Raw genomic sequence first — 13,862 nt, forward strand, 5'->3', positions numbered from 1 at the left:
ATCTAAGTGGTTAAATTAGCGGGCAATTTTTTTGAAGTCATCCAGGTGATTGAACCTCCGAGTACAGAATGGTATATTCTGATTTCTACTGTATTCCCTTCTAAAGGGAAAAAAATGTTCTTTTTATAGGAATAAATGAATCTCATATCAGGTTTTTTTTAAAGTTTTTGATTGCGTTAAGAGAAGCGCCAGCCATTTCGTTATATTTCTTTCTGATGTTATCTGCAGTGAGGCTGTGTTTTTCTTTTCTAATGCACTGTCTTACGAATTGAGAAGAAACTTCGAACTCTTCTGTAAGTGCATTGATAACTTCTACATTGTAGGTCTGTCTTTTTTTCGTAGGTTTGTTCATTGTCTTTTTTGTTTCATTAATGAAGCAAAGAAAGGAACTATATTCCATTTAAAAAAATATTAATGGAATTATTTTCCTTTTTAGTGAAAAAAAACTAACATCATGATAATTGGAAGTAGAATCAAAGAAGCTCGTGAAGCGATAAATTTGAGTCAAAAGGATCTTGCAGAAAAACTGGGAATGGATCCTAGTCAGTTCTCAAAAATTGAGCGTGGTAAACTAATGCCGACACTTTTACAAGCGATTGAGTTAGGTAAAATTCTGTCTAAATCCTTAGACTGGTTGGTTTCAACTGTTGAATCTGATCAAAAACCCGAAATGATTTCGGGCGATCACTACAAAGAGCAGTATGAATGGGCAAAACAGAATATCGAACTCTTACATACAATACAGGAACTAAAAGACAAAATTCATTTGTTGGAAACGGAAAACACCAACCTACAAAATAAAAGATACTCAGAGACGGTTTCTTATTCTATGGTTGCTGAACCTGAACCTGAATTAAGTAAAAAGAAGAAATAACACGTCTTTTTTGCTACGTTATAATTAAACACATATCATAACTTTCAGTTAGTCAGCTGTTTACGCTCATTCTTTCTGTTGATCAAGATGTAATTAAGGCGATTTTGAACGGGGTTTTATGCTGTTTTGATGCTTTTAGAGTACAATAGAGTTATTCCACGATGTTTATTTTACTACACTTTGTTAATCCAAGTGTTAATCCAAGTGTTAATCCAATAGGAATTTAGTTCCTTTTTTATAAATCAGAAATGAGGCACCAGTACCTATATCAAAGGATGATCTTTGAAACGAAAATAGTCCCAGAACAGAGGTTCTAGGACTATTAACAGTACTATTGGTCGCTATATTGGCTTTACATAGTGGTAATGAGTTTAATCTTCTTTTAAAATTGATTTAAACGGTAGCATTATGGTACTAAACGGTGATAAATTTACATTTCGATTTATCCATGATTAACAATCAAAAACACCCGAAACACTTATGATTATTGGCTTTTTTGGCTTTTTTGTTTATGTTTTATTCTTTACATTTAGTATTGAGGGGCATACTCGTTCCTCGATTTCAGTTGAAAAAATAAAATCTTTAATATCTCTCTGAACCTGCTTTGTAAATGGGATCACTCTTCTTTTTTTGCCTTTTCCTTTTTTGATATACAGCAGACAATTTTCTAGATCGATATCCTTTATCTTTAGTTCTGCGGCTTCATTCCGGCGCAATCCACAACCGTAACATAAATGCAGGATAATGAGTTGTAAGGGACTGCTTTTTTCATATAATTTTGTTATTTCTTCCCGACTAAATATTTTCCTTTCTTCATACTTAGGGGATTTTATTTTCAGTTGGTAGGGATTGATTTTTATCTCTCCAATTCTCTGTAAATAATCAAAATAAAGTCTTATACTTCGCATTTTTCCTGCAATAGAACTTTGGCTTAAATTGGATTTTGTAACCCGGCTTTTGGTGGTTTCTAAACTTTTGTGGTAGTCTAAAATATCCCTGGAAGTGATGTCTTCTTTTTCTTTTTTACAGTAATCTAAAAACCATCTAATCTGCTTGGGATAAGAGTTTACAACAGCTTCACAATAGCCTAAATTCTGTAATTCTATTCTAAATTTTAAGATTGATTCTTCATTCATTACTACACCTATGATTGGTTTGCTTACTCAATATATTCAGTTTTACCGAACGCTAAATAATTGTTGGTTGCTAATTGTTGGTTGTCAGCATTTTAAGCCATCGTAGGTTGTTCTTTAGCGCTCGGCTGGCTTCCGTTTAGTGTTCGCTTGTGTTCGGTAGCGTTCACACCTTGCAGGTGAGGCAATTTTTTTAATTCTTCTATTTGTTTGCTAAATTCTTCTTTTAAATCCTTTCTAACTTTCTGGATATTATCACTGTAAGAGATTTTATATCTAAATCCTTTGTTGGCAAAACCGATTTGTTTTAAATATTCCAACCTTACCAGATCATTGAGATAAAACTGCAGTTGGGTTTTCTTAAATCCCGTCACTTCCATCGCATCAAACCTTGTAAAACTTTCTTCCTTAAAACTCTTCTTTAATTTCTCAAAAAACTGCCTCAAACTGCCGTCCAATTCATCAATCTTTAAAATAATACTCTCGAATAATATCTCCACTGCATTCTCAATATCCTCGATTTCTGTAATTAAAAAACCGTTTTTAACTTCTCGCTGGAACTGATGGATTAATGTGATTTGCTTAATGATACTTTGGAACATTTCATTTAAGCGCCTTTTATTTTTCACGTTATTCGGTAGTTTTATCTGTGTGGCGTAGGGATTTACAACCTCGTAATGCTTTAGATTTCTGACGATTTTCTGTGTAAAACCAATCGCTTTTTCTTGGGTGTTTTTATCGATTTCTCCCGCATTCCTGCGGTTTTGGTAGGCGATTATTTTCTCTGTCTGTTCTTCGCTTTCATTAATGGCGACTATAAAACTGCGGTTCATATTGTCCTCATACATTTCGCCTTTTGTGGTGGCAGAAAGTGAGGAAAACTGTCCTTTCACGATTTTATGAGAAGATTTATTGTTTCCCTTTTTATCTTTAATGGTTACCGAACTTCTTAAAACTTGGTTACTGATAAATTCTCTTAAAGCATACAAAGCATCTTCTTTTAAACCGTCCAGATCCTCGATGATGATTATCTTTTGGAATAAATCAAATTCTCCCCAATTGTACAGACTTGATTCGGTAATTCTTGTAAATCTTAAGACATCTTCCTGTGGCATTAAATCCGCTATTCTGCTGATGATATGGGTTTTTCCGCTTCCGCTGGATCCTTGCACAATTCCATGAAGCGGACTTTTATTTAAATAACTGATCGTGATTAAAAACAATAATAACCGACTGTTTTCCTCGCCGATGATGCCGGCTTTTTCTATGAGTTTGTTGAGTTCCTGCAACAGGTTTTTTTGGCTTAAAAAGTCGATAGTGTTGCTCACTGGCTTTTCTGCTTTTTGGCTCACAGATCCCACGGATTCCACAGATTTATTTTCAGTTATTTTTTCAGTTGAAAATAAAATAGTCCGCTTTTCTAAAAGTTCTAAAAATATTTCCTCGTTATGAAGTTGCAGGGTTTCGTTTACATCGTTGTTGGGTAATTCTAAATTTGATGTTTTTATCTTTGGGATTTCCTCCTGCAGAACTTTTGCATATTTATTTACGGCTTCTTTTCCTGCGTCGTCCTGATCAAAACAAAAGATAATTTCCTCCAGTTCTGGAAGTTCTTTGATAGATTTTAAGATTTCATCATTCAATCCGTTTGTTCCAAAACAACTTATAATTTCATAGTCCTTTTTTATAGATTCAATTTGTAATAAACTTGCTCCATCAATAATGGCTTCCGTTAAAATAAGTTTTTTAGTTTCGGGTTTTGGATAACCTGGGTAAATCCCGCTTCGATTTTTTAGATAATAATGTTTCGCTTTATCATCATTTAAAACACTTCTAAAATACAATCCTGTAACTTCATTCTTCTGATTTCTGAGCGCAAAACAGATGCACCATTTCCCAAAAGGACTAAATCCTTTTTCTCCGGTTCTGCTGTTGATTAGTCCTTTATCTAAAAGCAATCCTGTTTCTAATGCCTGTTTCAATAATTCCTCCGTTTTCCTTTCTCCATGGTGAAACTGACCAGAGTTGTAACCAATCTCTAAAATGGAATTGTCTAAATTCCTTTTTTCTAAATATTCCTTTGCAGGCTTGCTGTTGCTGATGGCATTCCTAAAATATTGGAACATATTTCCTAAAAACTGGCTTTGGGATAATTCCAGATTCTGGACTTTGGTTTTTACATTTCCATTAATGGACAATGCAGGACTACTGTTCAAAAGCGTTTCTGCTTTTATTAATGCTTCGTGTTTGGATAGGCTTTCCTTGTACATTATAAAATCGATCACGTCTATACTCTTGCCGTGGGTTTTGCATTTGGAAGAAAAACAATAAGCCGTTTGGGTTTTGTAGTAAACCTGCATTGATGGTGTTTTATCCTCATGGAACGGACAACACATTTTTGTGTTCTTGTCGGGTTTTAAGCCGTAATACTGCAGGATAGTGGATAAACTTAATTGTTCTTTTATCGCTGTAATCTCCATAAACAATGGTTTATAATTATTTTTAGTCTTTTTGACTATTGCAAAGTTATAAAATAATTAATTATTTGACAATTATAAAAGGTCAAAAAGTTTATATATTGGATTTAAATATACTAATTGACTATATTTGCTTTATAAACTTTGAGTTATGCAAATAGGATTGAACATTAAAAAAATCAGAGAGCAGAAAGGATTGCTCCAAAAGGAAATTGCTTTAGCAGCGGGTTTACATCCTGCTAATTACAATAAAACAGAAAAAGGCGAACGTGAGCTTTCCATTGATGCATTAAATAAAATTGCCCAACTTTTCGGAATGACTATAGACCAGATTATTAATTACGAGGGCAATATTCCGACTGAAGTGACCATTGAAAATAAAAATATTAATGAAAAACTTTTATTGATAGAACAACTGGAAGACGAGGACAAAAACGCAATCTACCGCATTATTGACGGGATGCTTACCAAATCTAAATTCAAAGATTTTTTTAATAAAAACGTTGCAGCACTATAAAATTTAAAATATTATGCAAACACAAAATATCGTGATTTTTGAACCCGATACTTCTGAAGAAGTTAATGCTTTAAAAGCCTTTGGAAAAGCCTTAAAATTAAAGTTCAAAATCTCACAAAGCAATATAAATACTGATAAAAAAGCCATTATTGACAACATCACAAAGGGTTTAATTGAAGTAAACCAAATAGAAAAAGGCGAGAAAAAAGGAACTTCTTTAAAAAGTTTCCTCAATGAGTTATGATCTAATTCTTACCGATAATTTTAAAAAGGAAGCCAAAAAATTATTAAAAAAATATGCCTCCTTAAAATCTGAACTCGCAGAACTGGGTGAACTTTTACAGGAAGACCCAACACTTGGAACCTCCCTTGGAAACGAAATTTTTAAAATCCGTCTCGCCGTGGCTTCTAAAAACAAAGGCAAATCCGGCGGGATGAGAGTGATGTATCTCGCACGTATCATTAACCAAAAAATATATCTTTTCTCTATTTTTGACAAATCTCAACAGGATAGTATCTCACAGAAAGAGATTACAGAAATTCTGAAAAATGAAAATCTTTTATAAGCCAAAAGCCAACTCCTAAAAGTTGGCTTTTGTTTATTAATACCTCAAAGTGAGGACACTTTGCGGAGCGGGGGTCGATGGGATTTTAGTTATTATTTAGAGAAAGTCGCTTTCCATTCTTTATAGCGCTTGTCTATTATAGGCTTTATCTTATCATAATTTGACCAAGTATCATCTACTTGATATAAATTATTATAATTATTAAAAGCTTTCTCATAATCTAAAATATAATCACCATATTCCTGATTTGCATAATAGTATTTAGCAAATTTATTCCCTTCTTCATTCAAATCTTCATCCCAGAACTTACTGTCACATTCTTTTATTAAAAAATCTCGTCCTGTAATTTTTCTATTCTTAACTTTTTCTAAGGATTCTTTAGAATCTTGTAGATGAAGTTCTCCAATTAAATTATTTTGAATAGTCCATGTTATAAACATTCCTATATGTGTTCCTCCATTTTTGAACTCTAAACTCCTAGGAAAATTATCGCCCGATGAATGCCAATCTATTCTGTCGTATGTCATTTTATTTTTATTATGGTCTAACTACTTGAACAGGAGTGGGTGGAATTGTAGTACCGTTAGGTAATCCTATTCCAGCTCCATTATTTCCTACTACTGTTCCTCCTGTTTGTTGGATTTGAGGAAATGCCGTTTTTTGATTTGGTGTGAGCGGTGCTGTTGCTGATGATTTACATTCAATACAATTAATATTTCCTTGTCCATTTTTAGTAACAAAATCTAATCTTGTTTTTGTTCCGTCAGCAGCTTTGACAGTTACTTGTTCTGCAACTTGACTTCCAGTAGATTCAAGTTTTGTTTTTGTCGTCTTTTCAAAATCTGCTCCTCGTTGACGGTTTGCACTTAACACACTTGCTTTTGAGGAAGTAGTAGCTTCGGTAGCTGCTTCTCCATTAGAGAATAAAGATTTTATAGGATTAATAACATTTCTTGATAACCAACTACTACCTTTCGTTATCATTACCTCAGAAATATTGATAATTGGTGTATAAAATTCACCAAAAACATCCAATCTACTTCTATCCTCTAAATCCTGAACTTGTCCATTTATACTTACAACAGGATGACTCATATTGCCATCCATAAAAGAAACATTGATATTGTCATTCAGTAGGCCGGTATACATATTCTGACCTGTCATCTCTAAAGCATTCTCCCAATAACCTCTATAATTAGCCCAATCTTCTGCTGTTTTACAACTTGGGCAATAAACTTCGTTTCCGTCTGGATCAATAAATTTTATAGGATTATTGAGAGCATAATTATATGGAGATTCTGTAGTGTATTTTTCCGCTTTATTATCAATTACGCCCCATCTTCCGATATCCGGCATATACATCCTTGCGCCATAATCGTACATTCCGGTCTCTTGGAGTTCCTTCCCATTATACTTGTAGTTGTATAATCCCGCTCTACTTTTCAGGATTTGCCTACTCTGGCTTTTCCTCGTGCGAGGCTCTACACTTTGAACTTCTACGCTTGCTCGCTCTTCCAAAGATAATATTTTTTCTTTTCAATTGAAAAAATAAATATCCGGGATTTTAGAACGATTTTTTGCGTCACAACTTTTTCCAAGTCGATAAAATACCTTTGTCTTGTAATAATTCGTACTGGTTTACAGATACTTATAAATTGGTTTAGCAAAACCGATTTCCGTTGACTTCAATATTATATTTGTAAAAATCAATGTGATTTATTTGTCACACTTTTTTCGGGAAGCCTTTACTTATTTTGTAAAATATATTATTATTTAAATATGAATGAGAGTATCCTCTTTTTAGCAATGCTTCTTTTAGTCATTTTAGCGATGGTAACTTTTGTTATCGTTTCAAAAAATGCCGGGAAGTAAAAAAGTGACTGCGTGAACAATAGTAGCGCAATCACTTTCGGTAATTTTAGTTTTAATAGCCCGCTCTGATCAGCGGGCTATTTTCTTTACAAAGATATATTTTTTTCTTATTGATTTATTTTCTGGTTCAGGTGGATTTTTTTTACAGTTGTTGTCGCTGTTGTAAATGTGGGATTGTGGTAAAAATTGCGTGGGGGTTAGCGTTGGCTTTTTCCACAAATCCACATTTCTTTTCTTTCTGCAACTGCTTTTCTTTTGATTACTGCACTAAAGCGATGGCGCATTTTTTCCTTATTCCGGGTGGTTGAAGCGTGGGCAAAAAAGTCTTTTTCTGTGGCGGGAAAGTTTCGGGAAAGCGGTCGGCTAAAAGCGTTGGAAGCGAAGTTTTTCTCAAAAACGAAGCGTAGGAAAGCATTTAGCATAATCTCAAATTATAGGCAAAGATGCGGCTGGTTTGTGCGTAGCGTAGCGGAGAACAACGGTTTGCGTGGGCAACTGCGTATAATTTCGATTATGTTACTTGCTGTGGCATTAAAGCGTTGGGAAAGTGTCGGGGAAGAGGCTGGCGAAAATGTCTTTTTTTATTCGGCGGGCGGGATATTATTTCAAAATGCAAGCGGTGGGCTTTCTGGCTTTTATCTGATCGGGTGATACTGGTTGATTGCTGATTGCAAAGCTTCAATTCCTGTTTCTCTATATTTCTCTGTCGTGTCTGCATGTTTGTGTCCAGCAAAATTTTGGACTTTTCGCAGGTTCTCGCCCTGGTCTAATTTCAGTTTTATAACACTTTGGCGGATTTTCACGCTTGTAATTTTCTTTGTAAACGACTTCTGATAAGTTGATATGAGATAATTAATATCATCATTTGTAATTCTACTTGCCAACTTGTTCAATAGAAAAAAAGAAGTTTTTTCTCTTTCCAATTCAATTCTATCTTCTTCTAAATATTGATAAAATAAGAGGATTTGGTCGGCTTTTAGATTTAAAATTCTTGCGTTGGTAATTCCTGTTTTTTGGATGCTGATAGTGGCATTTTTGAGATTTAGGTCTTCTATTTTCAATCGCTCAATATCACTCACTAAAAGAGCTTGATTAACCAATAAGCTCATAATGATCTGATTCCTTTTGGCAAGTATCGGATAACGTTCTTTTCGAGGTTCTAAGAGTTGTTGCAGTTCTTTTTCTGTAAGAAGTTCCTGCAATTGTATTGGATTTTCCTTGCCGTCTTTTATTTTGATATTTTGTGCAGGATTGTATTTTATTTGCGATGTTTCTACTAAATAATCGTAGTATTTTTTCAGGGCATAAATGGTTCTGTTGGTGCTTTGCGGATTGTAGTTTTTGCGCAGTAATTGTACATATTGCATTAAGTTTTGATAGTTCAGTTTTTCTGGGTTTTTATAGTTTTTTTTGAACTTTTCTATTTCATAAAGATAGTTTTTTATAGTTCCTGCAGATAAATTATTTTCTAAATATTCTTTGAGATTCTCCATGGATTCTTGTATAAATTTGAGTTGTTCCCAGACATTCATGGCCAAGAAAATCCCTTACTTTCTCCAGTTCCATTCCCTGTTCTAAAAGCTGTGTAGCAATAGTATGTCGCAGACAATGAAGCGTAAAGTTTTGATTTTCTAATCCTGCTTTTTTTAGGAGTTTTTTAAATTCTTCGTAGATTCTTTCAGCCGTGATATTGAGTAAATTTTCAGTTTCTACATTTCTATTTTGCCTCCCTAAAGTCGGCGAATCTCGTTCCTCGATTTCAGTTGAAAAAATAAAATCTTTAATATCTCTCTGAACCTGCTTTGTAAATGGGATCACTCTTCTTTTTTTGCCTTTTCCTTTTTTGATATACAGCAGACAATTTTCTAGATCGATATCCTTTATCTTTAGTTCTGCGGCTTCATTCCGGCGCAATCCACAACCGTAACATAAATGCAGGATAATGAGTTGTAAGGGACTGCTTTTTTCATATAATTTTGTTATTTCTTCCCGACTAAATATTTTCCTTTCTTCATACTTAGGGGATTTTATTTTCAGTTGGTAGGGATTGATTTTTATCTCTCCAATTCTCTGTAAATAATCAAAATAAAGTCTTATACTTCGCATTTTTCCTGCAATAGAACTTTGGCTTAAATTGGATTTTGTAACCCGGCTTTTGGTGGTTTCTAAACTTTTGTGGTAGTCTAAAATATCCCTGGAAGTGATGTCTTCTTTTTCTTTTTTACAGTAATCTAAAAACCATCTAATCTGCTTGGGATAAGAGTTTACAACAGCTTCACAATAGCCTAAATTCTGTAATTCTATTCTAAATTTTAAGATTGATTCTTCATTCATTACTACACCTATGATTGGTTTGCTTACTCAATATATTCAGTTTTACCGAACGCTAAATAATTGTTGGTTGCTAATTGTTGGTTGTCAGCATTTTAAGCCATCGTAGGTTGTTCTTTAGCGCTCGGCTGGCTTCCGTTTAGTGTTCGCTTGTGTTCGGTAGCGTTCACACCTTGCAGGTGAGGCAATTTTTTTAATTCTTCTATTTGTTTGCTAAATTCTTCTTTTAAATCCTTTCTAACTTTCTGGATATTATCACTGTAAGAGATTTTATATCTAAATCCTTTGTTGGCAAAACCGATTTGTTTTAAATATTCCAACCTTACCAGATCATTGAGATAAAACTGCAGTTGGGTTTTCTTAAATCCCGTCACTTCCATCGCATCAAACCTTGTAAAACTTTCTTCCTTAAAACTCTTCTTTAATTTCTCAAAAAACTGCCTCAAACTGCCGTCCAATTCATCAATCTTTAAAATAATACTCTCGAATAATATCTCCACTGCATTCTCAATATCCTCGATTTCTGTAATTAAAAAACCGTTTTTAACTTCTCGCTGGAACTGATGGATTAATGTGATTTGCTTAATGATACTTTGGAACATTTCATTTAAGCGCCTTTTATTTTTCACGTTATTCGGTAGTTTTATCTGTGTGGCGTAGGGATTTACAACCTCGTAATGCTTTAGATTTCTGACGATTTTCTGTGTAAAACCAATCGCTTTTTCTTGGGTGTTTTTATCGATTTCTCCCGCATTCCTGCGGTTTTGGTAGGCGATTATTTTCTCTGTCTGTTCTTCGCTTTCATTAATGGCGACTATAAAACTGCGGTTCATATTGTCCTCATACATTTCGCCTTTTGTGGTGGCAGAAAGTGAGGAAAACTGTCCTTTCACGATTTTATGAGAAGATTTATTGTTTCCCTTTTTATCTTTAATGGTTACCGAACTTCTTAAAACTTGGTTACTGATAAATTCTCTTAAAGCATACAAAGCATCTTCTTTTAAACCGTCCAGATCCTCGATGATGATTATCTTTTGGAATAAATCAAATTCTCCCCAATTGTACAGACTTGATTCGGTAATTCTTGTAAATCTTAAGACATCTTCCTGTGGCATTAAATCCGCTATTCTGCTGATGATATGGGTTTTTCCGCTTCCGCTGGATCCTTGCACAATTCCATGAAGCGGACTTTTATTTAAATAACTGATCGTGATTAAAAACAATAATAACCGACTGTTTTCCTCGCCGATGATGCCGGCTTTTTCTATGAGTTTGTTGAGTTCCTGCAACAGGTTTTTTTGGCTTAAAAAGTCGATAGTGTTGCTCACTGGCTTTTCTGCTTTTTGGCTCACAGATCCCACGGATTCCACAGATTTATTTTCAGTTATTTTTTCAGTTGAAAATAAAATAGTCCGCTTTTCTAAAAGTTCTAAAAATATTTCCTCGTTATGAAGTTGCAGGGTTTCGTTTACATCGTTGTTGGGTAATTCTAAATTTGATGTTTTTATCTTTGGGATTTCCTCCTGCAGAACTTTTGCATATTTATTTACGGCTTCTTTTCCTGCGTCGTCCTGATCAAAACAAAAGATAATTTCCTCCAGTTCTGGAAGTTCTTTGATAGATTTTAAGATTTCATCATTCAATCCGTTTGTTCCAAAACAACTTATAATTTCATAGTCCTTTTTTATAGATTCAATTTGTAATAAACTTGCTCCATCAATAATGGCTTCCGTTAAAATAAGTTTTTTAGTTTCGGGTTTTGGATAACCTGGGTAAATCCCGCTTCGATTTTTTAGATAATAATGTTTCGCTTTATCATCATTTAAAACACTTCTAAAATACAATCCTGTAACTTCATTCTTCTGATTTCTGAGCGCAAAACAGATGCACCATTTCCCAAAAGGACTAAATCCTTTTTCTCCGGTTCTGCTGTTGATTAGTCCTTTATCTAAAAGCAATCCTGTTTCTAATGCCTGTTTCAATAATTCCTCCGTTTTCCTTTCTCCATGGTGAAACTGACCAGAGTTGTAACCAATCTCTAAAATGGAATTGTCTAAATTCCTTTTTTCTAAATATTCCTTTGCAGGCTTGCTGTTGCTGATGGCATTCCTAAAATATTGGAACATATTTCCTAAAAACTGGCTTTGGGATAATTCCAGATTCTGGACTTTGGTTTTTACATTTCCATTAATGGACAATGCAGGACTACTGTTCAAAAGCGTTTCTGCTTTTATTAATGCTTCGTGTTTGGATAGGCTTTCCTTGTACATTATAAAATCGATCACGTCTATACTCTTGCCGTGGGTTTTGCATTTGGAAGAAAAACAATAAGCCGTTTGGGTTTTGTAGTAAACCTGCATTGATGGTGTTTTATCCTCATGGAACGGACAACACATTTTTGTGTTCTTGTCGGGTTTTAAGCCGTAATACTGCAGGATAGTGGATAAACTTAATTGTTCTTTTATCGCTGTAATCTCCATAAACAATGGTTTATAATTATTTTTAGTCTTTTTGACTATTGCAAAGTTATAAAATAATTAATTATTTGACAATTATAAAAGGTCAAAAAGTTTATATATTGGATTTAAATATACTAATTGACTATATTTGCTTTATAAACTTTGAGTTATGCAAATAGGATTGAACATTAAAAAAATCAGAGAGCAGAAAGGATTGCTCCAAAAGGAAATTGCTTTAGCAGCGGGTTTACATCCTGCTAATTACAATAAAACAGAAAAAGGCGAACGTGAGCTTTCCATTGATGCATTAAATAAAATTGCCCAACTTTTCGGAATGACTATAGACCAGATTATTAATTACGAGGGCAATATTCCGACTGAAGTGACCATTGAAAATAAAAATATTAATGAAAAACTTTTATTGATAGAACAACTGGAAGACGAGGACAAAAACGCAATCTACCGCATTATTGACGGGATGCTTACCAAATCTAAATTCAAAGATTTTTTTAATAAAAACGTTGCAGCACTATAAAATTTAAAATATTATGCAAACACAAAATATCGTGATTTTTGAACCCGATACTTCTGAAGAAGTTAATGCTTTAAAAGCCTTTGGAAAAGCCTTAAAATTAAAGTTCAAAATCTCACAAAGCAATATAAATACTGATAAAAAAGCCATTATTGACAACATCACAAAGGGTTTAATTGAAGTAAACCAAATAGAAAAAGGCGAGAAAAAAGGAACTTCTTTAAAAAGTTTCCTCAATGAGTTATGATCTAATTCTTACCGATAATTTTAAAAAGGAAGCCAAAAAATTATTAAAAAAATATGCCTCCTTAAAATCTGAACTCGCAGAACTGGGTGAACTTTTACAGGAAGACCCAACACTTGGAACCTCCCTTGGAAACGAAATTTTTAAAATCCGTCTCGCCGTGGCTTCTAAAAACAAAGGCAAATCCGGCGGGATGAGAGTGATGTATCTCGCACGTATCATTAACCAAAAAATATATCTTTTCTCTATTTTTGACAAATCTCAACAGGATAGTATCTCACAGAAAGAGATTACAGAAATTCTGAAAAATGAAAATCTTTTATAAGCCAAAAGCCAACTCCTAAAAGTTGGCTTTTGTTTATTAATACCTCAAAGTGAGGACACTTTGCGGAGCGGGGGTCGATGGGATTTTAGTTATTATTTAGAGAAAGTCGCTTTCCATTCTTTATAGCGCTTGTCTATTATAGGCTTTATCTTATCATAATTTGACCAAGTATCATCTACTTGATATAAATTATTATAATTATTAAAAGCTTTCTCATAATCTAAAATATAATCACCATATTCCTGATTTGCATAATAGTATTTAGCAAATTTATTCCCTTCTTCATTCAAATCTTCATCCCAGAACTTACTGTCACATTCTTTTATTAAAAAATCTCGTCCTGTAATTTTTCTATTCTTAACTTTTTCTAAGGATTCTTTAGAATCTTGTAGATGAAGTTCTCCAATTAAATTATTTTGAATAGTCCATGTTATAAACATTCCTATATGTGTTCCTCCATTTTTGAACTCTAAACTCCTAGGAAAATTATCGCCCGATGAATGCCAATCTATTCTGTCGTATGTCATTTTAT

The 13,862-nt window shown here is 33.7% G+C and carries 17 protein-coding genes and 1 pseudogene; 7 read left to right on the top strand and 11 right to left on the bottom strand.

What is annotated here, in order from left to right; genetic code table 11:
* Positions 1 to 2: 2 nt before the first annotated feature.
* Both FNJ88_RS14295 and FNJ88_RS06480 read right to left on the bottom strand, forming a co-directional pair.
* Positions 3 to 146, bottom strand: coding sequence for a hypothetical protein (locus FNJ88_RS14295; protein WP_185145867.1), 144 nt, complete (start codon positions 144 to 146; stop codon positions 3 to 5).
* Positions 143 to 352 carry a hypothetical protein gene (locus FNJ88_RS06480; RefSeq protein ID WP_143852410.1) on the bottom strand — a complete coding sequence of 70 codons (210 nt, stop codon included), beginning with the start codon at positions 350 to 352 and terminating at the stop codon, positions 143 to 145. The genes FNJ88_RS14295 and FNJ88_RS06480 overlap by 4 nt, the downstream gene beginning before the upstream one ends.
* 102 nt (positions 353 to 454) lie before the next feature.
* On the opposite strand from FNJ88_RS06480, the gene FNJ88_RS06485 reads away from it, so the two are divergent.
* Positions 455 to 874 (top strand): helix-turn-helix domain-containing protein, encoded by a 420-nt coding sequence (locus tag FNJ88_RS06485; RefSeq protein WP_143852411.1) that lies wholly within the window; start codon positions 455 to 457, stop codon positions 872 to 874.
* 509 nt (positions 875 to 1,383) lie between these two features.
* On the opposite strand, the gene FNJ88_RS06490 is transcribed toward FNJ88_RS06485, so the two are convergent.
* Positions 1,384 to 2,010 (bottom strand): tyrosine-type recombinase/integrase, encoded by a 627-nt coding sequence (locus FNJ88_RS06490; RefSeq protein WP_143852412.1) that lies wholly within the window; start codon positions 2,008 to 2,010, stop codon positions 1,384 to 1,386.
* A 92-nt stretch (positions 2,011 to 2,102) separates the two neighbouring features.
* Entirely contained in the window at positions 2,103 to 4,487 is a 2,385-nt protein-coding gene (locus FNJ88_RS06495; protein ID WP_143852413.1) for a CHC2 zinc finger domain-containing protein, read from the bottom strand.
* A 148-nt stretch (positions 4,488 to 4,635) separates the two neighbouring features.
* Between FNJ88_RS06495 and FNJ88_RS06500 the strand changes: the two genes are divergently transcribed.
* From FNJ88_RS06500 to FNJ88_RS06510, 3 genes are read left to right on the top strand one after another with little or no spacing between them, the layout of a single operon-like run.
* Positions 4,636 to 5,001 (top strand): helix-turn-helix domain-containing protein, encoded by a 366-nt coding sequence (locus FNJ88_RS06500; RefSeq protein WP_143852414.1) that lies wholly within the window; start codon positions 4,636 to 4,638, stop codon positions 4,999 to 5,001.
* 13 nt (positions 5,002 to 5,014) lie between these two features.
* Complete coding sequence (locus tag FNJ88_RS06505) at positions 5,015 to 5,245, top strand: hypothetical protein (RefSeq protein WP_143852415.1); 231 nt, start codon at positions 5,015 to 5,017, stop codon at positions 5,243 to 5,245.
* Positions 5,235 to 5,567, top strand: coding sequence for a type II toxin-antitoxin system RelE/ParE family toxin (locus tag FNJ88_RS06510; protein WP_143852416.1), 333 nt, complete (start codon positions 5,235 to 5,237; stop codon positions 5,565 to 5,567). The genes FNJ88_RS06505 and FNJ88_RS06510 overlap by 11 nt, the downstream gene beginning before the upstream one ends.
* 92 nt (positions 5,568 to 5,659) lie before the next feature.
* Here FNJ88_RS06510 and FNJ88_RS06515 read toward each other — a convergent pair whose 3' ends face one another.
* The 6 genes and pseudogenes from FNJ88_RS06515 to FNJ88_RS06540 all read right to left on the bottom strand — a co-directional run bounded on the left by FNJ88_RS06515 (position 5,660) and on the right by FNJ88_RS06540 (position 12,250).
* Entirely contained in the window at positions 5,660 to 6,094 is a 435-nt protein-coding gene (locus tag FNJ88_RS06515) for a hypothetical protein (RefSeq protein WP_143852417.1), read from the bottom strand.
* Positions 6,095 to 6,800: 706 nt separating this feature from the next.
* Positions 6,801 to 6,992: pseudogene (locus FNJ88_RS14615) on the bottom strand (RHS repeat-associated core domain-containing protein); the annotation flags it as partial.
* A 644-nt stretch (positions 6,993 to 7,636) separates the two neighbouring features.
* On the bottom strand, positions 7,637 to 7,861 hold the full coding sequence (locus FNJ88_RS06525) for a hypothetical protein (protein ID WP_143852358.1): 225 nt from the start codon (positions 7,859 to 7,861) through the stop codon (positions 7,637 to 7,639).
* 213 nt (positions 7,862 to 8,074) lie between these two features.
* Positions 8,075 to 8,932 carry a tyrosine-type recombinase/integrase gene (locus FNJ88_RS06530; protein ID WP_185145862.1) on the bottom strand — a complete coding sequence of 286 codons (858 nt, stop codon included), beginning with the start codon at positions 8,930 to 8,932 and terminating at the stop codon, positions 8,075 to 8,077.
* On the bottom strand, positions 8,901 to 9,773 hold the full coding sequence (locus FNJ88_RS06535; protein ID WP_143852419.1) for a tyrosine-type recombinase/integrase: 873 nt from the start codon (positions 9,771 to 9,773) through the stop codon (positions 8,901 to 8,903). Before FNJ88_RS06535 ends, FNJ88_RS06530 begins: the two co-directional genes overlap by 32 nt.
* A 92-nt stretch (positions 9,774 to 9,865) precedes the next feature.
* Positions 9,866 to 12,250 carry a CHC2 zinc finger domain-containing protein gene (locus tag FNJ88_RS06540; RefSeq protein ID WP_143852413.1) on the bottom strand — a complete coding sequence of 795 codons (2,385 nt, stop codon included), beginning with the start codon at positions 12,248 to 12,250 and terminating at the stop codon, positions 9,866 to 9,868.
* Between the two features lie 148 nt (positions 12,251 to 12,398).
* Between FNJ88_RS06540 and FNJ88_RS06545 the strand changes: the two genes are divergently transcribed.
* From FNJ88_RS06545 to FNJ88_RS06555, 3 genes are read left to right on the top strand one after another with little or no spacing between them, the layout of a single operon-like run.
* Entirely contained in the window at positions 12,399 to 12,764 is a 366-nt protein-coding gene (locus FNJ88_RS06545) for a helix-turn-helix domain-containing protein (RefSeq protein ID WP_143852414.1), read from the top strand.
* A gap of 13 nt (positions 12,765 to 12,777) precedes the next feature.
* The gene (locus tag FNJ88_RS06550) at positions 12,778 to 13,008 is read left to right on the top strand and encodes a hypothetical protein (RefSeq protein WP_143852415.1); all 231 of its coding nucleotides are present in this window, start codon (positions 12,778 to 12,780) and stop codon (positions 13,006 to 13,008) included.
* On the top strand, positions 12,998 to 13,330 hold the full coding sequence (locus FNJ88_RS06555) for a type II toxin-antitoxin system RelE/ParE family toxin (RefSeq protein WP_143852416.1): 333 nt from the start codon (positions 12,998 to 13,000) through the stop codon (positions 13,328 to 13,330). The genes FNJ88_RS06550 and FNJ88_RS06555 overlap by 11 nt, the downstream gene beginning before the upstream one ends.
* A 92-nt stretch (positions 13,331 to 13,422) precedes the next feature.
* Here the strand turns inward: FNJ88_RS06555 and FNJ88_RS06560 are convergent, their stop codons facing one another.
* Complete coding sequence (locus FNJ88_RS06560; RefSeq protein ID WP_143852417.1) at positions 13,423 to 13,857, bottom strand: hypothetical protein; 435 nt, start codon at positions 13,855 to 13,857, stop codon at positions 13,423 to 13,425.
* Positions 13,858 to 13,862 lie beyond the last annotated feature (5 nt).

Source organism: Chryseobacterium sp. SNU WT5 (assembly GCF_007362475.1).
Classification (GTDB): Bacteria; Bacteroidota; Bacteroidia; order Flavobacteriales; family Weeksellaceae; genus Kaistella.